Source organism: Clostridium sp. LIBA-8841, from assembly GCF_057782475.1.
Window position 1 is genome coordinate 684,992 of sequence record NZ_CM173488.1, and the last position, 21,306, is coordinate 706,297.

Sequence of the window (21,306 nt, forward strand, 5' to 3'; positions counted from 1 at the left end):
TAAAGATAAGTAGTGAAGTGTACAAATTAAATTTAAACTAAGGTAAAACAAAATTTTAAGTTACTTTTATTAGAATTTAGAAGAAGATTATGAGTGAAAAAATATTAGTGGTAGATGATGATTTAAGTATAAGAAACTTAGTTCAGGTATATTTAAAAAATGAAAATTTCCATGTTGAAACAGCTTCAAATGGAAAAGAAGCATTAGAAATGATAGAAAATGATGAATTTGATTTAGTTATTTTAGATATAATGATGCCAGAGCTAGATGGAGTATCAACTTGCATAAAAATTAGAGAAAAATATATGATGCCAATAATATTTCTTTCAGCTAAAGGGGAAGAAATTGATAAGATACAGGGATTAATAGTAGGGGCAGATGATTATATATCTAAACCCTTTGGAGCTATGGAACTTATTGCAAGAGTAAAAGCTCAGCTTAGAAGATACAAGAAGTTCAATCAGAGTACAAAGGATAAAAATATAATTGAAATAGAGGATTTAAGAATTAACACTAATACTCATGAAGTAACTATTAGGGAAGAGAATATTAAACTAACTCCAAAAGAGTTTTCTATATTAGAGTGTTTAGCAAAAAATAAAGGGGTAGTATTTAGCGTAGAAAAACTTTATGAAAGTGTTTGGGGAGAAAAATTTGCTGTTTCAGATACATCAATAGTAGTTCATATAACAAATTTAAGACAAAAGATAGAGCTAGATCCTAAAAATCCTCAATATATAAAAACTGTATGGGGAGTTGGATATAAAATATGAAAAAGAAAATCTTTAATAAATTAGCTTTTAGATTAATTTTATTAATACTAAGTAGTATATTAATTAGTATGGCTATTTCTTTTTTTATAGGCAATGGGTTTTCAATTTCAATACAAAATGAGTATATATATATTTCTTGGTATAACTCTAACATTCCAGGTGTTATTTCAATAGCAAAAGATCCTTATATACAGGGGCAAGCCTTATTAAGGGAGTTTAATTTTTATTCATTACTTATGGTTTTATTTCCAGTAATTATTTTTTTTATGATATTTTTAACTGTTATTAATAAAAGAATAAAATATTTAGAGTACATTACTAGAAGTTTAAGTGAGATTAAAAATGAAAAATATCTAAAAAAGTTAGATGTAATAGGAAAAGATGAAATTTCGGAATTAGCTAAAGGAATAAATATAATGTCTGAGAGATTAAAAGAAAATTATGAAAAAGAAAAGAAGAATGAAGAGGCTAAAAATGAACTTATAGTAGCAGTATCCCATGATTTAAAAACTCCTTTAACATCAATAATTGGGTATTTAGATCTTTTAAATGACAATAAATATGATTATTCAGAGGAACAAAAAGCATATTTAGATATTGCTTATAAAAAAAGTTTAGATTTAAAAAAACTAACTGAAGAATTATTTGAATATACTAAATTAGCAAATGACTACATAGAGTTAGAAAAAATAAAATTTAATATATCAATATTATTAAATCAGTTAATAGGAGAATATACTCAATTTTTTAATGAAAAAGGTATAGATGTTAAGATTGAAAATCCTTTTAGTGAAATTAATTGTGAGATAGACATACAAAAGATAATTAGAGTTTTTGAAAATTTAATAAAAAATGCAGAGAAATATAGTTATCCAGGTAGTAAGTTTAAGATTACGGTTGAAAGAGAACCAAATATTGTGAAGTTTATATTTGAAAATGAAGGAGATAAAATAGAAAAAGAAGATTTAGAAAAAATTTTTGAAAAAATGTATAGGCTAGATAAGGCTAGAAATTCAGAAAATGAAGGCTCAGGATTGGGGTTAGCTATATCTAGAAAGATAGTTGAGCTTCATGGTGGCAAACTGTGGGCAGAGTGTAATGAAAATAAAATAAGTTTTAACATGACATTACCTATATAAATTTAAAATAGAATTAAAAATAAATATTAAATAAAGGATACTTAAAACTCAGTAGATTAGAGTTTTATTATAAGAAGTATAAATTAGCTTAAAAAGATTTATGGAGTTTAGCTGATTTATACTTTTTTTATTATCTTATATTTGGTTGTGCTTAAAAAAAGAAAAAGTCAAAAGTTTAGTTAAAAGTTAATATCTATGTAAAGTATAGTTTAAATAAAAAATAAACTCTTAATAATTCTTAATAAATTTCTAGATTATATCTTAATAAAGTTTTTTTAATATATGAGTATAGAAATTAATAAAAAGGAGAATTAGTTATGAGTAAAGATAGATATGATAATTTAAAAGCTATGAAAAGAAATGACATGATTTTTAGAAGTGGGGTTATAGGAAGTACTTTAGGAATAATTATTTTTTATAAATTTTATTTAGCTTTAGCGGTGATAATAAGCACATTTACAGCTTATTATTTTATAAAAGAAAAAAATACTAGAGTTAAGCTTAATAAGGCATAAGGAAGAGGTAAATATTATGAAAGAGATTATTTATTTTCTTACATGTTTAGTGCAACCTATATTTTTACCAATTCCAGAGGTTGTAACAGTTCTTGCAGGAAGTGCAGCATTAGGATCGTTTAAGGCTTTTATTTTAGGACTTTTAGGAACTACAATAGGAATTTTAATTATGTATTTTTTATCAGTTTTAGGAGCTAAAAAAATAATAGATAAATTAGTAAATAAGAAGCATTTAGAAAAATATAAAAGCTATGTAAAAAGAAACGAAATATTATTCACAGGATTATTATTTATATTTCCAATATTGCCAGATGAAATTGTATGTGTTGGAGCAGGGGTTACAGGAATATCTTTAAAGGTGTTTTTACCTATAACAATATTATCAAAATTAATCACTTCATTTACTTTGGCATACTCATGGGAAGTGGCAAATATTTTATCTTTAAGTAAGATGGAACTAGTGCTTATAGAATTAATAATTTTAATTTTATTAGTTTTAATAAAAGAGATATTCAAATTAAGGAATCTGAATAAGAACGTAATTAATTACTATAATTATTAAATTACTTTTTGTTTTTTTATGATTATGCTTTGAATTAATGCTAATTTTAGTAGAATTTTATCTGCGGAAAATAATAGCGTTAAGAGACTTTTTCTGTTTGATGCGTATTTCTTAGTAATACGATATAACTAAAGTTCTATTATATAAGTGAAAATCCAAATTTAAATTGGGACTTTCACTTATAATTAAGTTTGGTCTTAAGGATTAGATAAAATTAACATTCAATTAAAGTAGAGTCTTTGTTATATATCTGTAATTATATAAGATTTAAAGAAAATCATAATATTAATTAAAAAATATGCACCTAATTTAAATTCTTCAAAGAAATATTCATTTTTTCACTGAAAAATATAAAAAATAGATTTTGTTAAATTTTACAAATGTGGTATAATGCTCGACAGAAGAAATGAAGAAGAAAAAAGGGGCATAAACATATGGAGAAAAAGAGAGAAAAGAGAATAACAGGTAAGCTTCTTATAGGCAATTTAATTATGATAATTGGAATAGTTGCCTTTGTTACTTTATATGGAGCAGTTTTTGGAAGCTCAAATAGTCTTATAGGTGTATGCACTGTAACGGCAATGCTTATGTATGGATCAATTCACTTAAGCTTAAAGTTAAATGAAGCTATCATAACAACTATATTATCTTTTGTTTTAATGGGAATTTCTACTCAGTTAAGTTCGTTAAATCCATTTTTAGGACTAGCAATAAACTTTATAAGCGTATTTATAGTAACCTATTTAGTTACTAATAAGATGGAAACTAAAGCTTATTTACCATTTATATTATGTTATGTTTTTATTGGAGGAACACCAGTCACTTGGAGAGAATTTCCTATTAGACTAGTGGCTCTTTTATTTGGAGGAATACTTATATCTTTAGTTTATTATTTTAGTCATAGAAAAAAAGATGATTCAGATCATATGAATATTACTGAAATGATAAAAACTATGGATAAAAATACACTTCAATTTAACTTTTCTTTAAGAATGGCAGTTGGTTTATCAATAGCTATGTTTATAGGAAGTGTGTTTGGCTTCCAAAAAGCAATGTGGATAAGTATAACAGTAATGTCAATAACTCAACCACATTTTGGTGATACAAAGACAAGAGTAAAACAAAGATTCTTTGGAACTTTAATAGGGGCAGCAATATTCATTTTATTATTTGTTTATATTGTTCCTTCAAATTTTAGTACCTTAGTTTTACTTGTTCTAAGTTATATTTATACCTTTGTTAAAGAATATAAAGTGCAAATAGTTTTTATAACAATGAATGCTTTAGGAGCAGCAATGATTTTATTTGAACCAGGAATTTCAGTGCCTATGAGGATAGGATTTATAAGTGTCGGGATAATAATAGGTTTAATAGTGAACAAAGTTATTTATGGAAAATTAAAATTAGATAAAGAAGATGAAGAGATAGAGAAAATCTGTAGATCTATGGATAAAGTAAGTAATGGCTTTTAAGGAAGTTCTATTTATCATAACCTCTAGTTAGAATTGTCTTACAGGTTATCTGAAATTTGTACCAAGACATTTATAAAAAAAGAAATAAATTAAAACAGAGCCTATAAATAAAAATGGAGTAAAAGTCTTTCATATAAAAGAGACTTACGAAATATAAGTAATGGTTCAGTAATCTAGCTATTCAAAAAGTAAATAGTAGGGGGAAGACCATTAATAAAAGATGATAGTAAAGTTTGTTTAATAACTTTACTATCTTTTTTATTTTAACTAATATTCCTTTTAAAAATATTAGTTCTATTTTAGTTATTTAAAATTAGTTTTAGATAGAATAAGGATTTTCATAAAAACCACATCGCTATATTAAGAATATAGGTTTTTAAGAGGCGTATATATAGTATGTATAGTTATTTTAGTGGGAGGAATTTATGAAGTTAAAGAAATTATTAGCTTTAACAACAACATTACTTTTAAGTACATCCTTATTAGGAGGAATAGAAGTATTATCAAAAGAAAAATTTAGCATACCTATGGAAGGATTAAAAGGATATTGGACCTTTGAAGAAAGTAGTGGAAATACAATAATAGATGAAAGTGGAAATAGTAAGAATGCTACTATTAGAGGGGATGGAGTTATTATAAATAATGGAGTGAGCAATAAAGGATTAGAACTTACAGGAGAAAAAGGAACTTTTTTGAGTATTCCGTCTATATTAAACATGGCAAATGAGGACTCAACAGTTTCTTTTTGGGTAAATATAGATGAAGAAACTTCTGATAATAGAGTTGAAAACACAATTCTATTACAACAGGAGGGGGCAGGGCGCTCAATACTTTATTATGCTCCTAGTAATCAGAGAGATAGGTTAGGATCTTTTGTTGGTGGAAGTAATATTTATGGAGAAGAATCCTTAGAACAAGGAAAATGGTATAACTTAACCATAGTAAGTAAAAAAGATAAAAAAGAAATTGATTTTTATGTAAATGGAAAGCTAGATAGTACACATACTGTAGGAGCATTTCCAAATTCTAATGATCCTCTAAGAATTGGAGATCATAAAGGAAATGATGGGTATGCCTTAAATGGAATTATAGATGAAGTTTTAATATATGGAAGAAGTCTATCTGAGGATGAAATAAGCAATATATATTATGAAAATGCAACTATTGATTCTTTAAAATTAAATCTAGAAAATTTATTAAATGAAGCTAAAGAACTTTATTCTTTAACAAATGGAATGATTGAATCTTCTTTAAATGAAAGACTAGAAAATGAAATGATTTTAAGTGGAAAATTTTTAGAAAATGAAAGTACAAATAAAGAAGAATGTTTAAATAGAATAAATAATTTGAAGAAAATTATTGAGGAAGTAAATGATTTTGTAAATGAAGAGCTTAAAGATAAGGTTGTAATAAGCTCTAATATGGACAATGTCTTTAGAACTGTAGACAAGGCTTTATACGGTGCTAATCATAGATATCATAAGGATGGATATGGTTCATATGATAGTGAAAACTTAAAAATTAAAGAGGAATTTGATGTGCTTTATGATGAATCTTCTTTCGGTTCTGTTAGATATCCAGGAGGAAAGGTTGCAAACCTTTTCCAGTGGAAAAGATCAATTGGAGACGTCAGTGAGAGAAAACATACAATTCATGGTGATCCAGAGCAAGTACCAGAGTTTCCTTACTTTGGATTAGATGAGGCTGCTAGATATGCTGAAGATAAAAATAGTGAATTTATTTATGTTTATAATATGGGAAATGGAAGTAAAGAGGATGCTGCTGATTTAGTTGAATATTTAAATTGTGAAGTTGGAGAAAATCCAAATGGAGGAATAGATTGGGCTCAAGTCAGAGCTGATAATGGTCATCCAGAGCCATACGGAGTAACAAATTTTGAAATTGGAAATGAGTTTCAACTGGGCGAGCAAGGATATTGGATAAATAATACTTCAGATAGATTAGCTTCATATATAGATGGAGGATTAATTAACTTTACAAATCAGTATGTAGTTGAAGAAGAGGATTGGAGAAATAACACAGCTGGAAAGAGTAACGGAAAGCCTAATCAAGAGAAGGAAATAAGATATTATCCAATAAAAGAAGAAACATTAGTTTTGAAGGTTGGACAGGAAATTTGGACAAGAGTAGATTCACTAGAAAATAGTGAAGGAGGAAAAGTTTTTGAATATGATAATTCAACAGGAAAAATAAGTTTCGGTGATGGAATTAAAGGAGACATTCCTTCAAATAATTTAGATATAAAAGTTTCTTATAGTGCATATAGAGATGGATATGTTGATTATTATGAAGAAATGAAAAAAATAGATCAAAATATTAAGGTTTATTCAAGCTATGATTCTCATGAATTTGTAAGAAGAATGGGGACTAACAAGTACTATGATGGAGTAGTTATTCACCCTTATTCAGGAACAATAAACAGTTCTGATCCTAAATATTATGAAAAGATACTATATAGAGCTGAGGAGAGAGTAGCAGATGTTAAAGCATATGAAGATTTAATGAAAGCTACATTAGGAGAAGAAAAGAGTAAAGATAAAAAGGTGGTTGTTTCAGAGTATGGAATGTTTAGAGATGATAGTAGATTTGTAAAATCTCAAGTAAATGCTCTTTATACAGCAAAATCTTTAATAGGCTTAGCTGATATAGCCTCTGTTCCATATGCAAATAAACATTGTTTAATAGACTTCCCTGATGGAGATCTACTAGGACCAGGTCAACAGGCTATAATTCAAAGTATAGTGAATAAGGAGACTGGAGAAATAGAATTTGTAGCAACCCCAACAGCTAAAATATTCACTTTATTTAATAAGATGACAGGAAAGCATGTTCTAGAAGAAAAGGTAATAAATAATAAGCTTTTAAATATTGATGGAAATAGAAATTTAGAAGCAGTTGAAACTATGGTAAGTAAGGATGATGAAGGAAATCTTTATTTAATGATGGTTAATTCTGCTAAAGAAGAAATAGATGTAAGAGTACAAATTCAAGGCTTTGATTTCGCAGGAAAATCAGGAAACATAATGAGAGTCGATGGACCAAGTTATGATGCTGAGAATACTGTGAATGATAAGGATAATGTTGTTGTTGAGGAAGAGGATTTAAGCCCTTCTGAAAATTCATATTTAGATTATAAGCTTACTCCTCATTCTGTTACTGCTATTAAAATAAGCAATGAAGAGAGTGATTATAAGGGAGAACTTCAAAATACAATAAATGAATTAAGAGCATTATATGAAGATAGCGTAGAAGGATTTAATCTTGGAGAATATCATGAAGGGGCTAAGGCTAGATTAAATGAAGTTTTAGATAAGGCTCAGCTAGTATTAGAAAAAGAAAATTCTACTAAGGAAGAAGTAATACAAGTACTACAAGACTTAAAATTAGCAAAGGATAGTTTCAATAACTTTAAAATATTAGAAACAACTGGAGATTTTAATAATAATAAAAAGATAGATATAGGAGATTTAGCTCTTGTTTCAAGAAATTATAATTCATCTAATAGCCCATATGACTTAAATGGAGATAGATTAGTTGGAGAGTATGAACTTAATTTCTTAAACTTTAGAATTTTAAATTAGATAATATATTTTATAGATAAATGATATTTAAAACTTATTAAAAAAATTAATAAGGATAATTAAGTAGGGTTCAAAGTTTATACTTAAATGATTAAGTTTTTAGTAAAATAAGTTTCTAATAAATAGAGGTTGTGCTTCAACTTCTACCAGAGAAAAAACTAGAAAGTTTTTTGGAGAGATGGTAGAAGAGAAGGCAGCCTTTTTTTATTAGCTTTTGGTAATATGATATATAAAAAACAACTATAAGTTTTAATTATATAACAAGGATAAAGATATTTCACAGTGATATAATTACTTATAAGAGAGGGTTTCTATAAGATAATCAATTTATAAATAAGCTTTGTTTTAAGTTAATTTTTACTTTTTTTAGTGCTTTAGATTTATGAAATAAAATAATTAAGATTCATTATAGTAGATTTAAAGTTCTATATGAGGTTAACATTGTTTTAAAACAGAGCCTATAAATAAAAATGGGGGGAAAGGCTTTGATAAAAAAAGAACTAGAGAAATATAAGGCATATAATGAAATAACACCTAATATGGGATTAAGCGATAAACTGGCAGTAGATAGAACCATATTAGCTAAAGAGAGAACGGACTTGGCTTATTTTAGGACAGCTGTAAGCTTTGTTGTAGCAGCAATAACTTTGTATAAATTATTTGAAGGAAATGCTTGGGGAATATGCACGGCCTTAATACTTATTATAAGCGCTATATATGTAAGTATTAGGGGAATAAAAGTATCTTTAATTACAAAGAAAAGGCTTAATTTAAAATAGGCCTTTTTTTTATATAAAAAATATTATATTAGCATTTTATTGTGAATATATATTGTGCATATGAAATATACATGTAGAGTTGATTTTTTATGGTGTAGATATTAGATAGTTAAGTTAGATTATCTAAAATTAAAAAATAATATATGAAAATAAATATTTATAAGAACAATATTATATTAAGGCCACAAAGTAATTGTTATTGATAATAGGAAGATAAATTTATTGTTAAATAAGTTTATTTTAAGTTAAAAATAAATTTAAAAAGTATAAAAGAAGAAAATTGTATAAAAAAGTAAAAAATGTCTAGAGTTTTTTTATTATTTTAATAATATAAATTAAAAAATAATTAAATTTAAAAAAGATATAAAAGTACAATATTAATAAAAAATAAATAAAAAGAATTAACTGTTAAAAAATACAATATAGAATATTAAATAAATAAAAAATGAAAATTATTATGAAATTTTTACTACTTGAGCAATGTCGAATTTAGCATAAAATCGATTCTTTAAAGAAAAAATTAATGATGCTATAATTACATTAATTAACTCAAAAGAATTAATATGGAAAAGTAAGGGGAGTAATAATGGAAGAAAAAACATTGGATATTCAAGAAGTTCTATATGCCTTAAAAAAAAGATATAAACTTATGATAATCATTATATTATTACCAGTTTTATTTTCAGTGTATAAAGCTTCTCAAATGAAACCAAGTTATGAATCTAGAGTGAAATTCTTTGTTGGTAAAGAGGGAATAAAAGGCACTTATTCGCCTAGCGAGCTTGAAGCATATAAAAGTATGATTGGAGCTTATGTAGAAATTTTTAATAATGAAGATGTTGTAGCAAAACTTTTAAAGAAAGCTAATGTAAATTTGCCTGCTAACTATGTTAGAGCTGGATTATCTTTTATTCCTGGTGGTGGTTCAATACCAACATTAGAAATAAGTTATAGGTCTTACAATAAAGATGAGGTTGATCAGATTATTAAAGTTATGACCGATGGATTTGAAAGTACAGTTGGGGAGTATATAGAAAATTCTAATATTGATATATTAGATTCTCCAAAATCAAGGATAATTGTTCCGAATAAGAAAAAAGTTATCTTAGTTGGAGTTATAGCTGGATTAATATTGGCTTTAGGTGTAGTTTTTGTTTTAGATTATTTAGATAATTCTATAAAGAATAAAAAAGAGCTAGAAAAGACTTTACCTATTCCGGTAATAGGAGAAATACCAATACATGATTAGAGAGAAGGGAGGGGTTAGGTGTTTTTAGTAGATAAAGACCCAAAGTCAATAGCAGCAGAAAGCTATAGGGTATTAAGAACAAGTTTAGAGTATTCATCTATAGATAAACAATTGAAGAGTATTGTTATAACTAGTTCTGAGCCAGGTGAAGGAAAATCAACGGTTGCTGGGAACTTAGCTTCAATAATAGTACAAAATAACAAAAAAGTAATAATGATTGATTGTGATTTAAGAAAACCAACAATTCATAAAAAGCTTGGGATATCAAATGCTATAGGCTTAACAGAATATATTGTTGGAAAAAATGAATTAAACAATGTAATACAAGTATTAGATGAGAATTTTAGTGTTATAACATCGGGAAAGATTCCACCAAATCCTTCTGAAATCTTGGCTTCAAAGGCAATGGAAAATCTTTTAAAGGCATTAAGTGTATGCTATGATTATGTAATTTTAGATACACCACCTTTAAGAGCTGTTACTGATGCTCAGATTTTGGCTGGTAAATGTGATGGAACAATAATGGTTGTAAGAGCCGAGGCAACATCAAAAGACTCAATAATGAAAGCGTATAAAGAGCTTGAAAAAGTTAGAGCAAATGTTTTAGGGGCAGTCTTAAATGGGATAAAGGGAAATAATAAAAGTTATTATTATTACACTGAAAAAAACAAAGAGAAAAACAATAAGAAAAAAGTAAAGGTTAGGGCTTGATAGATTTTAATATTATTTATTTTGGAGGGGGAAAATGGGTAAAGAGGGTAAAGTTAAAGCTCTTCTTTTGATGTCATTAGATATTCTAACAATAGTAATCTCTTATATATTAGCATTTATCGTAAGATTTAATTTTGATTTTAGCATTGAGCAAAAAAAAGGACTAATATTATTTTTACCAGTAATAGTGATGATATATATATTTATGCTATCTATATTTAAAATGTATAAGAGTATATGGACTATTATGGGACTTGATGAAGTAGCCTTTGGAGTAATAGCCTGTTCACTTGCTACGAGTATTATATTACTTACTATTACAATAATACCAAAGAAAGTAGATCATATTATTGTTCTTCTAGCAGGGGTATTTATAATGATTTTTACGATAGGGATACGAGTATCATTTAGAATTTACAGAAGAATGCTTGTTCATGGAAAAGTTTTACTTAAATACAATAATAAGGATAATATGGAGAGGGTTTTAATAATAGGAGCAGGTTCTTGTGGACAACTTATAATAGAAGAAATTAGAAAGCAAAATCCTATTAAACAAAAGGTCATTGGAGTTATAGATGATAATCCAAATAAGATAGGAACATATTTAAGGGGAATTAAAATACTTGGTAATAGAAATAAAATTAAAGATATTGTAAGGGAGAAAGATATTGATTTAATTTTAATAGCCATGCCTTCAGTTAGTGGAGAAAAGAAGAAGGACATTATAGAAATATGCCAAAGCACAAAAAGAAAAGTAAAAATAATTCCAGGAATGTATGAACTTATAGGCGGAAAAATAAGTTTAAGTAGAATGAGAGATGTGGATTTAAGGGATTTATTAGGAAGAGAAGAAGTAAAGTTGGATAAGGTTGGAATAAAAGATTATATAGAAAATAAAGTTGTTATGGTAACTGGTGGAGGAGGATCTATTGGATCAGAGCTATGTCGTCAGATAGCTAGGTTTTCTCCTAAATTACTTTTAATTTTAGATATTTATGAAAATAATGCTTATGAGCTTCAGAATGAGATAAAAAGAAATTTTCCAGAACTTAAAAAGAAAGTATTAATAGCTTCAGTAAGAGAAGAAAAGAGACTTGATAATATCTTTAATGAATATATGCCACAGGTAATTTTCCATGCGGCTGCTCATAAACATGTTCCTCTTATGGAGAGTAGTCCAGAAGAAGCTATTAAAAATAATGTAGTTGGAACATTAAATGTTGCTGAATGTGCTCATAGATATGGAGCAGAGAGGTTTGTATTAATTTCAACTGATAAGGCTGTTAATCCAACGAATGTCATGGGGGCATCAAAGAGAATTTGTGAAATGATAATACAAGCTATAAATAAAGAATCCAACACAGAGTTTGTAGCTGTAAGATTCGGAAACGTTCTTGGGAGTAATGGATCAGTAATTCCATTATTTAAAAAGCAAATAGCAGAAGGGGGACCAGTAACTCTTACTCATGAAAAAATAACAAGGTATTTTATGCTTATTCCAGAGGCAGCACAGCTTGTTCTTCAAGCTGGAGCCTATGCAAAAGGGGGAGAAATATTTGTATTGGATATGGGCAATCCTGTACGAATATATGATTTAGCAAAAGATTTAATAAAACTTTCTGGATTTGAACCAGATATTGATATAAAAATAGAAATAAAAGGACTTAGACCAGGTGAAAAATTGTATGAAGAACTTCTTATGGACGAAGAAGGGCTAAGAAAAACAAGTCATGAAAAAATATTTATTGCAAGACCTGGTGAGTATGATTTAGAAAGATTAAAGCTTGGAATAAATGCTTTAAAAGAGATAGCTGATCTTGGGGATGTGGAGACATTAAAAACTGCACTTCAATTTATTGTGAAGACATATACAAGATTAGATGATGTAGATTCTGAAAATAATAAAATTTTTAATGAGGTTGCATCAACCAAGCCAAGTGAATTTATACTATCTTAAATATTAAATTTCAACTAGGATATATGCTTATAATTTGAGTATATATCCTAGCTGAAAGGTGATTAGTTTAAGTTGGTAATTTTTTAGATTAAATATATAGTTATGGTAGTAAAAATAGTAATTTTAAATGGTGGTTATTTAGAATAATGTAGGGGGACTTATTTTGGAAAAAAAGAGAATATTTTTAGCTTCACCTCATATGGGAGGATTAGAAGAACAGTTTGTTAAAGAGGCTTTTCAAAGTAATTGGATAGCACCTCTTGGACCAAATGTAAATGCTTTTGAAAAAGAGATGGCAGAATATGTAGGGGTAAAAGGGGCTTCAGCTATGGTATCTGGAACAGCTGCTCTTCATATGGCATTAAAATGTATTGGAATAAATGAGGGGGATAAGGTTTTTTGCTCAAGTTTAACCTTTGCAGCAAGCTGTAATCCTATAATTTATGAAAAGGGCAAACCTGTATTTATAGATTCAGAACCAAATGGATATAATATGTCTCCAAGAGCTTTAGAAAAAGCTTTTAGAAGCTGTGAGGAAGATGGACAACTTCCTAAAGCTGTAATTGTGGTAAATCTATATGGACAAAGCGCTGATTTAGATAAGATTAAAAAAATATGTGATTTTTATAATGTACCAATAATAGAAGATGCGGCAGAATCTTTAGGAGCAACTTATAAAGGTAAGATGAGTGGAACCATAGGGGAATATGGTATATATTCATTTAACGGCAATAAGATAATTACGACTTCTGGTGGGGGTATGCTTGTTTCAAATAATGAAGAAATGATAGAAAAAACAAGATTCTGGTCAACTCAATCTAGAGAAGCTGAAAGACACTACGAACATAGGGAACTTGGCTATAATTATAGGATGAGTAATGTGGTTGCAGGAATAGGAAGAGGACAGTTAAGAGTATTAGAAAAGAGAATAGAAAACAAGAAATATATTTTTGAAAGTTATAAAGAGGCTTTTAAGGATATAGATTATATAGAGATGGCGCCAATATGTGAGTATGGAGAGCCTAATTATTGGCTTAGTATAATGACTTTAAAAGAAGAATCAAAAATTAAACCTATAGACATAATAAAAGCTCTTGAAAGAGAAAATATAGAATCAAGACCGATTTGGAAACCTATGCATCTTCAGCCATTCTATAAAAAGTTTGAATTCTTTAGTCATAATGAAGAAGGAATTAGCGTTGGAGAGGATATTTTTAATAGAGGACTTTGTCTTCCAAGTGATACAAAAATGACAGATGAAGATATAAAAGAGGTAATAAGAATTATAAGAGAATTATTTTTATAATAATTTTAATATGAAAGTTAAAAGGGGCGTAATTAATGAACAATTCTCAAGTTCAAATAATCAAATTATTAAATCTAGCTATACATGGAGAGAAGCTTAAGGATTTTAAAGAAATTTCAAAATGGGATGAAATAATTGAGGAAGCTAAGGCTCATGAAATAAGTGCATTAATTTATTCAGCTATATATGGGATTAAATCATTAGATGGATTAAGCAAAGAGAGACTTGATTATTGGAAAAAAACTACTTTCTTTACTGGAATAGGACAAATATCACATTATAATCAAGTTGGAAAATTGTTTGAAAAATTTAACGAGGAAAATATAGATGTAATAGTTCTTAAGGGATTAGTTGTGAGAGAGCTATATCCAAAGTCAGAATTTAGAACTATGGGAGATGCTGATATTTTAGTACATGAAGAGGATTTAGAAAGAGTAACAACTCTTCTTCAGGGACTGGGATATAAACTAGAAGAATGCGAGGATGAACATGGGGCACATTTAGTTTTTAGCCATGAAAAATATAGACATGTTGAAGTTCACTGGACTTTAGTAAATGATGATTATTTCTTAGGAACAAAAGAATTTGAGAAAAGTATATGGGCAAACTCTATGAAGATTAATATTGGAGAGGCAGAAGTTTTATCTTTAGGATGGGAAGATCTAGCCCTTCATCTATGCTTGCATATGGCGGTGCATATAGTATGGGGAGGATTTGGACTTAGACAGTTATGCGATTTAGTACTTCTTGTAGAGCAAAAAGGTAATGAGATAAATTGGGAAAGCTTTATGATTAAAGGAATAGAATGTGGAGCTGAAAAATTTATCTTAGCTATATTTAAATGTTGTGAAAAGCTATTTAATATGGAAATTCCCAGTGAGGTCGAAAATAGTGGAAGTGTTGATGAAAACTTAATAGATGATTTAATACAAAATATTTTTAATAGTGGAGTTTTTGGAAAAAAGGACGTTATAGGAACTTTAGGGGCTGATTTTGCTTATAGTAAAGATGAAAAAGAGAAAAAAAGAAGTATTAGTGAAAAATATTTAGAATTAGTATTTCCTAAGGTAGAAAATATGTCAGAAAAATATCAATATGCTCAAAATAACAAAATATTAACTCCTATAGCTTGGGCACATCATTTAGGAGCTGGTGTGTTTAATAAAGACTATTCCCTAAAAAGTAAAATAAGATTTTTAACAAAATCAGTTAGTGTTTCAAAAAAGAAAAGGGAACTTTTGGAGGAGCTTAATTTAACTAAAAAATAGATATGGGGGACATTATGAGTTTATGCAAGGGGCAAATTAAAATTGGAAAAAGGAAAGTAAAAAAAAGAACTATGCGGTTCTTTTTTGAAAGATATCTAAAAAAAAATTATAAATATACAACTTCAGAATTTAATAATAAATATAAATTTGAAGTTTTAGATCCTGTTAAAATTGATAATCTAGATTTCCTTATTGATATAGATTTTTATGGGATTAATCCTAAAGAAATAGAATTAAGAAGTATAGATAATATAAATAAGGATGAAATTAAGTTTTACGAAGAATGGGTGAAAAGAAACTTAGGGGTTGAACTAGAGAGCTTAGAATGGCAAAAACGCTCCTTTAGATGGGGAACAATAAGAGCAAAACTTACAAAGTTACATAAGGATGATCATGGATGTGTTACGGTAAAGCTTAAATATAAATAATTTTAGGCTTTTAAAAAATATATCAATTATTCTAAAAATATATTATTGAGGATTAAGTATGAAAAAATATTATTATAGGGTTTATGGTTTAAATGTGAAATCAGATATAGAGATTTCAGAGCTTTCACCAACAGAAGAGGTAGAGGAAAATAAAATAGATATTAAAATCATAAAGGGAATAATCCCAAAGGAAGTTATTGACGGAATACCAAGTTATTCTTGGTTTAAATATGATGTCAATAAAATGGTTTTTACTGTTAAGAACGTTGGAAGTTTTTACGTATATGATGGAGAAAACATAATCGTACAGCCTTCAGAAAATACAGATAAACAAATGGTAAAAACATTTATATTGGGAACATCTTTTGGAATGATTTTATCACAAAGAAATAAGGTTGCAATTCATGGTGGATCTATATTAATAGGAGAAAAGGCAATAATTTTAACTGGTCAAAGTGGAGCTGGAAAATCAACATTAACAAATGCCTTTAGGCATTATGAATATCCTTTTATAGCGGATGATGTGTCTTCAACTAGGGAGTTTCAAGATGAAATATTCGTTGAGCCAGCTTATCCTCAACAAAAAATATGTAGAGATGCCATGGAGAAGATGGGATATAATATTGAAGATTTTAAGTTGATAGATGAAGGTAGAGAAAAATATGTAATACCTGCTCATAAAAGTTTTATAAAAGAAAAAAGAAAGTTAGAAGCTATATTTGAAATTGAACCTTATGAGGGAGAAGAAGTTAAAATAGAGGAAGTTTTAGGTGGGGATAAGATGAAAGCAATCTTAAGAAATATATATAGAATAGAACTTATAGCACCTCATGGAATTCCACCAGTTTATTTTAAAAAAGTTATAAATATAGCAAAAAAAGTTTTAGTCTATAGAATAAAAAGACCTAGAGATCAGTTTTCTGTAGATAAACAAATTAAGCTTATAGAAAGCGAATTAAAGTTAAAGTGCAATTGTTAAATTTATTTATATAAAGGTAGGGGATTATGATGAATAATAAATTGTTAAATTTAGATACAGTAGTTTCTCAAAAAGAGGATGTAGATGTAACTGAGTTAAATGGAGAAAAGGTCATGATGGACTTAGATAAGGGTAAATACTTTATGTTAAATGAAACAGGAAGTGTTATATGGGATTCAATTAATGAACCTAAAGCTATTTCAAAAATAATAGAGTCAATAATAAAAGAATACGATATAGATAGGGAAACTTGTGAAAGCAAAGTTTTAGAGTATTTGGAGAAGCTAAATCATGAAGAGCTTGTCTTTATTAAATAGAAAGATTAAAACTTTTTTTAAAATAGATTTTGAAAGTAAAGTTATGTTTTGTAAGGCATTTATACTTTGTGGATTTTACAGGTTTATTATACTAAACATAAACTTTGGTAAAGTAAAAAGGCTACTTGGTGAAAAAGGTAAGGAAAGTAATTTCAAAAGTGACATAGAGCATTATAAAATTGCAAAAAAAGTAGGATTTATTGTTAGACTTGCAAGTTCACATACTCCATGGGAAAGTAAATGCTTAGTACAAGCTATGACAGCACAAAAGCTTTTAAAGGATAAAGGGGTAGAAACAACTTTATATTTAGGAGTAGCTAGGGATGGTAGTAATATGTTAGCTCATTCTTGGCTTAGATGTGGTGAATTGTTTGTAACAGGTGGAAATGGAGATTTAAATTATATAAGAGTTAACTGCTTTGCAAAATAAATTAAGTTAACCAATATTTTATTATTTTAATTATAAGATTATTAATTTGAAATCAAGTTAATATAAAAATTTTCGCTATATAACTAGTCATTAAAGAAGTTTCAAATTCAATTGATGACTGTTAAATATAAATATTAATAAACGTTAGGAGTAGAAATTTATGAAAAAATGGGAAAATCCAGAATTAATGATTTTAGGAGTTGAAAACACAAAGGAAGAAGATTTAATTCCATTAGCACCACCAGATCAGAATTGTGACTGTATAAACTACGGCAATGGAAACCCAGGTGCAGGAAATGGTAATAGTGGACATACACATGGTACACAACCACAGTTTTGCCCTTGTTGCGCAAATAATCCAAGTTTAAGCTAATAAAAAGAGTTAATGATTTTTAGTTTAATCGCAAGAGTATTAATTTAAAATCTATTTGCTATATAAATAGTTATTAAAGAAGTTTTAACTTAAAAGTTTTAAATTTAATTGATGACTATTAAATATAAATATTAATAAATGTTAGGGGAGAATTTATGAAAAAGTGGGAAAATCCAGAATTAATGATTTTAGGAGTTGAAAACACTAAAGAAGATATGCTTGATATTGAAGCAAAGAAGTGGTGTCCAATATGTAAAGAACACTATGCACCTGGACATGGAGAGCATCATTGTCCAGTTAACCCTTTACCAGATGAAGGTGAAGGTGGACCAATTCCAACTTTTAGCTAATACTTAATAAAAAGAGCCAATGATTTTTTAGTCATTGGCTTTTTTATTTATATTTTTATTTCATTTAATTTTTCTAAATTTTTTTTAAAAGAATTCTTTTATAAGTAAGGAACTTGTTGTAAATATAAGGTCAAAGTTAAAGCACATGTATAATTTTATGTGAAGAAAATAAGTGAGAAACTGCATCAGATTTATATTATTTAAAGTTTAAAAAAGATTAACAAAAAAATATTTGTTGAAAAAAGTTATATAGATATTTATATACAATGAGAGAAAAGCTTGTTAAATAGAGGATTATAAAGCTAAAGGCATGAGGATAATAAATTTAAAAAGGAAAAGTAGTATTAAGTAGAATTAATTTTTTTGAAATAATTTTACTAAAACTGTATAAATACTAAATTAATTATTAAAAAACAAGTGAATATTAAAAAAAGATTTATTTTTAGTATTTGACAATAAAGTAAAATATTGTAAAATAGTTTTTAAAGAGTAATTCTTTAAAATCATATAACTTTAGGAAATTATTATGAATAATAAATTCTTAAGTTTGGATTCAATTAATAAGCTTAAACCTATTTCATAAGTAATAAATATAATGATCAATAAATATCATATAGATAGAGAAAATTGTGAAAGTGAAAAAAGATATATAAATTTTCTTTGCTATATAACTAGTCATTAAAGAAGTTTTAACTAAAGGTTTCAAATTTAATTGATGACTATTAAATATAAATATTAATAAATTTTAGGGGTGAAGTTTATGAAAAGATGGGAAAATCCAGAACTAATGATTTTAGGCGTTGAAAACACAAAAACAGATACTTTTGGAAGCGGAGATGGCAATGGTAATGATGGTGGAAGACCAGCTTGGTGTTACTGCGAAGATTTTCAGTTTAATCCTATTGATGCAGGAAATAAGGGACATGATCATGGAGCATGGATAGACAAAGGCTGTCCTTGCTGCCAGGGTATTAAGCCTAACGCTAGTTAAGAAATATAAAAAATGACTGATTAATTCAAGTATGAATTAATCAGTTGTTTTTTTATATAAATAATCTAATAGAAATATTTCGTAAAATTAAGAATTTTAAAGAATTATCTAAAAATCAACATTACTTAAAATATAGGAATTAGTTAATATTTTCAATAAGAGTTATCTTTTCTAGATTTTCTTTGTTTATCTCATTTATAAAACCATCTTTAAGTTCTAAAATTCTATTACATATACCCAAAGCTAATGGTCTATGAGTTATTATTATGCAGAGCGGCTTATGAGGAAGATTTTTAACTTCCTTAATAACTTTAAGTTCTGTTTCAGGATCTAAGGCTGATGTTGCTTCATCCAGAATTAAGATCGGCTTATCTCTTAAAAATGCTCTGGCTATGGCTATTCTCTGAGCTTGTCCTCCAGATATTCCAAGACCATTTTCTCCAATAACTGTATTAAAGCCTTCAGTTAATTCTTCTATAAAATCAAAAGCACAGGCTTTTTTAGTTGCTTTAATTATTTCATCCAAAGTTGCATTAGGTTTACCATGTCTTAGATTTTCTTCTATGGTTCCTGAAAAAAGAGTATCTCCCTGAGGAACATAGGATATAAGTTCTCTATGAATAGGTGCTAATTCATTCCTATAATAAAATTCCTTTGATTTATTTTCATCTTCTTCCTTCAAAGAATCTATAGCTATTAAAGAATCAGCATATTCACTTGAACTTAAAGAAACATTTCCATCATTAATATTAAGTAGTGAAAGAAGAATTTTAATTAATGTTGTTTTACCTTGTCCAGATGGTCCAATTAATCCTATTATTTCACCAGCTTCTATAGAGAGATTTAAATCTTTTAAAATTGGTTTGTTTTCATCATAGGAGAAGGAAACATCCTTAAAATTAATATTTAAATCATTAGTTATATATTCTTTTGAGTAATTAGAGTTAATTGAATTTATATCCATAGAGTCCTCAAAATTCTTCCTATTAGTTTTTAATTTTTTAGGTGTACATAAAGCATCTAAACCATCTTCCAAATCTTTATGATTCTCCAGAGACAAGGATTCAATTTCCATAAGTCTTTCAGTGGCAGCTATGGAGCCAACTAAACTAGGAAATGTACCAGCTAATGCTGAAAAAGGACCTTGAATTTTATTATAGAGTTGAAGCATTGCCATAAGAGTTCCATAAGTTCCTATTCCTTTTGAAAGATTTAATGCTCCCCAACAAAAGATTGTGAAATATGCTATAGAAGAGCAGATACTTAAAGTCATTCCAGACTTTATCCCTATTTTAGTATTTTTCATACTAAGGTGAAATCTTTTCTTTTGGATTTCGCTTAACTTATCTAAATTGACTTTTTCTAGACAAAAAGTTTTTACGATTATTAAATTTTTTATGCTTTCTTGAATAAAAGTCTTATATTTAACATCTTCCTCTTGAATTTCTTTGTAGATTTTTTTTAGTTTTCTTGCAAATAACCTACTTATTAACAATAAGAACGGACCTATAAAAACGGCTACCATTGCTACCGCAGGAGCTAAGTAGATTAAAGTTGTAAGCGATGCAAGAAGGGTTACTGATAATGATATTATGGCAGGAATTGTTTGCATAACGGTTCCTGTAATAGTACCAACATCGCTAGTCAATCTACTTAAAAGACTCATACTATGATGTTTAGAAGATTCTTGCCAGTTACTATAAGTTATATGGGCATAAATCTTTTTTTGAAGGGTTTGAGACATCTTAGTTGAGGTATAAGTTTTTATTAAAGTGGTTATTGGTGAACTTAATATATTAAGGAGCATTATAGAAGCCATTATTGTTAGCCATTTTATAACATCAGGAGTATTTCCAGAAATAGCACTATCAATTAGATTCTTTGAAACTAAGGCATTATAAACTCCTATTAAAGAAAATGTTGAGCTTATTATTACTATCAAAATTAGAGAGGGGAGTATTAATTTTGACTGGAGATATATCCATTTCATCTTTTTAAATAATTCTTTTAATTCTTTCAATATAAAAACACCTCTCAAAACTTAAAATTTATAAAAATCATACTAATAATAGTAGCATAATGTTTTTTATAAATAAGAAACTTGA

The 21,306-nt window shown here is 27.6% G+C and carries 20 protein-coding genes; 19 read left to right on the forward strand and 1 reads right to left on the reverse strand.

Features of this window, described 5'->3' with window-relative positions:
• The first annotated feature begins 89 nt into the window (after positions 1 to 89).
• The 19 genes from AC2A4K_RS02915 (at position 90) to AC2A4K_RS03005 (ending at position 19,201) form a co-directional block, all read left to right on the forward strand.
• Positions 90 to 773, forward strand: coding sequence for a response regulator transcription factor (locus AC2A4K_RS02915; RefSeq protein ID WP_322504469.1), 684 nt, complete (start codon positions 90 to 92; stop codon positions 771 to 773).
• Positions 770 to 1,912 (forward strand): HAMP domain-containing sensor histidine kinase, encoded by a 1,143-nt coding sequence (locus AC2A4K_RS02920; RefSeq protein WP_322504468.1) that lies wholly within the window; start codon positions 770 to 772, stop codon positions 1,910 to 1,912. The genes AC2A4K_RS02915 and AC2A4K_RS02920 overlap by 4 nt, the downstream gene beginning before the upstream one ends.
• Before the next feature lie 317 nt (positions 1,913 to 2,229).
• Positions 2,230 to 2,427: a hypothetical protein gene (locus AC2A4K_RS02925; RefSeq protein WP_322504467.1), complete on the forward strand. Its 198-nt coding sequence runs from the start codon at positions 2,230 to 2,232 to the stop codon at positions 2,425 to 2,427.
• A gap of 16 nt (positions 2,428 to 2,443) precedes the next feature.
• Entirely contained in the window at positions 2,444 to 2,989 is a 546-nt protein-coding gene (locus tag AC2A4K_RS02930) for a TVP38/TMEM64 family protein (RefSeq protein WP_322504466.1), read from the forward strand.
• Positions 2,990 to 3,423: 434 nt separating this feature from the next.
• Positions 3,424 to 4,461, forward strand: coding sequence for an FUSC family protein (locus AC2A4K_RS02935; protein WP_322504465.1), 1,038 nt, complete (start codon positions 3,424 to 3,426; stop codon positions 4,459 to 4,461).
• A 425-nt stretch (positions 4,462 to 4,886) separates the two neighbouring features.
• The gene (locus AC2A4K_RS02940) at positions 4,887 to 8,063 is read left to right on the forward strand and encodes a LamG-like jellyroll fold domain-containing protein (protein WP_322504464.1); all 3,177 of its coding nucleotides are present in this window, start codon (positions 4,887 to 4,889) and stop codon (positions 8,061 to 8,063) included.
• Positions 8,064 to 8,548: 485 nt separating this feature from the next.
• On the forward strand, positions 8,549 to 8,842 hold the full coding sequence (locus AC2A4K_RS02945; protein WP_322504463.1) for a DUF202 domain-containing protein: 294 nt from the start codon (positions 8,549 to 8,551) through the stop codon (positions 8,840 to 8,842).
• Between the two features lie 586 nt (positions 8,843 to 9,428).
• The gene (locus AC2A4K_RS02950; RefSeq protein WP_322504462.1) at positions 9,429 to 10,091 is read left to right on the forward strand and encodes a YveK family protein; all 663 of its coding nucleotides are present in this window, start codon (positions 9,429 to 9,431) and stop codon (positions 10,089 to 10,091) included.
• 18 nt (positions 10,092 to 10,109) lie between these two features.
• The gene (locus tag AC2A4K_RS02955) at positions 10,110 to 10,802 is read left to right on the forward strand and encodes a CpsD/CapB family tyrosine-protein kinase (RefSeq protein WP_322504461.1); all 693 of its coding nucleotides are present in this window, start codon (positions 10,110 to 10,112) and stop codon (positions 10,800 to 10,802) included.
• A 34-nt stretch (positions 10,803 to 10,836) separates the two neighbouring features.
• Positions 10,837 to 12,759 carry a polysaccharide biosynthesis protein gene (locus AC2A4K_RS02960; protein ID WP_322504460.1) on the forward strand — a complete coding sequence of 641 codons (1,923 nt, stop codon included), beginning with the start codon at positions 10,837 to 10,839 and terminating at the stop codon, positions 12,757 to 12,759.
• A 163-nt stretch (positions 12,760 to 12,922) separates the two neighbouring features.
• Positions 12,923 to 14,065, forward strand: a complete 1,143-nt coding sequence (locus tag AC2A4K_RS02965; RefSeq protein ID WP_322504459.1) for a DegT/DnrJ/EryC1/StrS family aminotransferase — start codon at positions 12,923 to 12,925, stop codon at positions 14,063 to 14,065.
• 35 nt (positions 14,066 to 14,100) lie between these two features.
• A complete protein-coding gene (locus tag AC2A4K_RS02970) occupies positions 14,101 to 15,333 on the forward strand; it encodes a nucleotidyltransferase domain-containing protein (RefSeq protein WP_322504458.1) in 1,233 nt (410 codons plus the stop codon).
• 14 nt (positions 15,334 to 15,347) lie between these two features.
• Positions 15,348 to 15,761: a hypothetical protein gene (locus AC2A4K_RS02975; RefSeq protein ID WP_322504457.1), complete on the forward strand. Its 414-nt coding sequence runs from the start codon at positions 15,348 to 15,350 to the stop codon at positions 15,759 to 15,761.
• A gap of 58 nt (positions 15,762 to 15,819) precedes the next feature.
• Positions 15,820 to 16,740, forward strand: a complete 921-nt coding sequence (locus AC2A4K_RS02980) for a hypothetical protein (protein WP_322504456.1) — start codon at positions 15,820 to 15,822, stop codon at positions 16,738 to 16,740.
• Positions 16,741 to 16,769: 29 nt separating this feature from the next.
• Entirely contained in the window at positions 16,770 to 17,057 is a 288-nt protein-coding gene (locus tag AC2A4K_RS02985; RefSeq protein WP_322504455.1) for a lasso peptide biosynthesis PqqD family chaperone, read from the forward strand.
• Entirely contained in the window at positions 17,032 to 17,487 is a 456-nt protein-coding gene (locus AC2A4K_RS02990; protein WP_322504454.1) for a lasso peptide biosynthesis B2 protein, read from the forward strand. Before AC2A4K_RS02985 ends, AC2A4K_RS02990 begins: the two co-directional genes overlap by 26 nt.
• 160 nt (positions 17,488 to 17,647) lie before the next feature.
• The gene (locus tag AC2A4K_RS02995; RefSeq protein WP_322504453.1) at positions 17,648 to 17,860 is read left to right on the forward strand and encodes a hypothetical protein; all 213 of its coding nucleotides are present in this window, start codon (positions 17,648 to 17,650) and stop codon (positions 17,858 to 17,860) included.
• Positions 17,861 to 18,015: 155 nt separating this feature from the next.
• Entirely contained in the window at positions 18,016 to 18,210 is a 195-nt protein-coding gene (locus tag AC2A4K_RS03000) for a hypothetical protein (RefSeq protein WP_322504452.1), read from the forward strand.
• Positions 18,211 to 18,970: 760 nt separating this feature from the next.
• Positions 18,971 to 19,201 carry a hypothetical protein gene (locus AC2A4K_RS03005; protein WP_322504451.1) on the forward strand — a complete coding sequence of 77 codons (231 nt, stop codon included), beginning with the start codon at positions 18,971 to 18,973 and terminating at the stop codon, positions 19,199 to 19,201.
• A gap of 139 nt (positions 19,202 to 19,340) precedes the next feature.
• On the opposite strand, the gene AC2A4K_RS03010 is transcribed toward AC2A4K_RS03005, so the two are convergent.
• On the reverse strand, positions 19,341 to 21,221 hold the full coding sequence (locus AC2A4K_RS03010; protein WP_322504450.1) for an ABC transporter ATP-binding protein: 1,881 nt from the start codon (positions 21,219 to 21,221) through the stop codon (positions 19,341 to 19,343).
• Between the last annotated feature and the right edge of the window lie 85 nt (positions 21,222 to 21,306).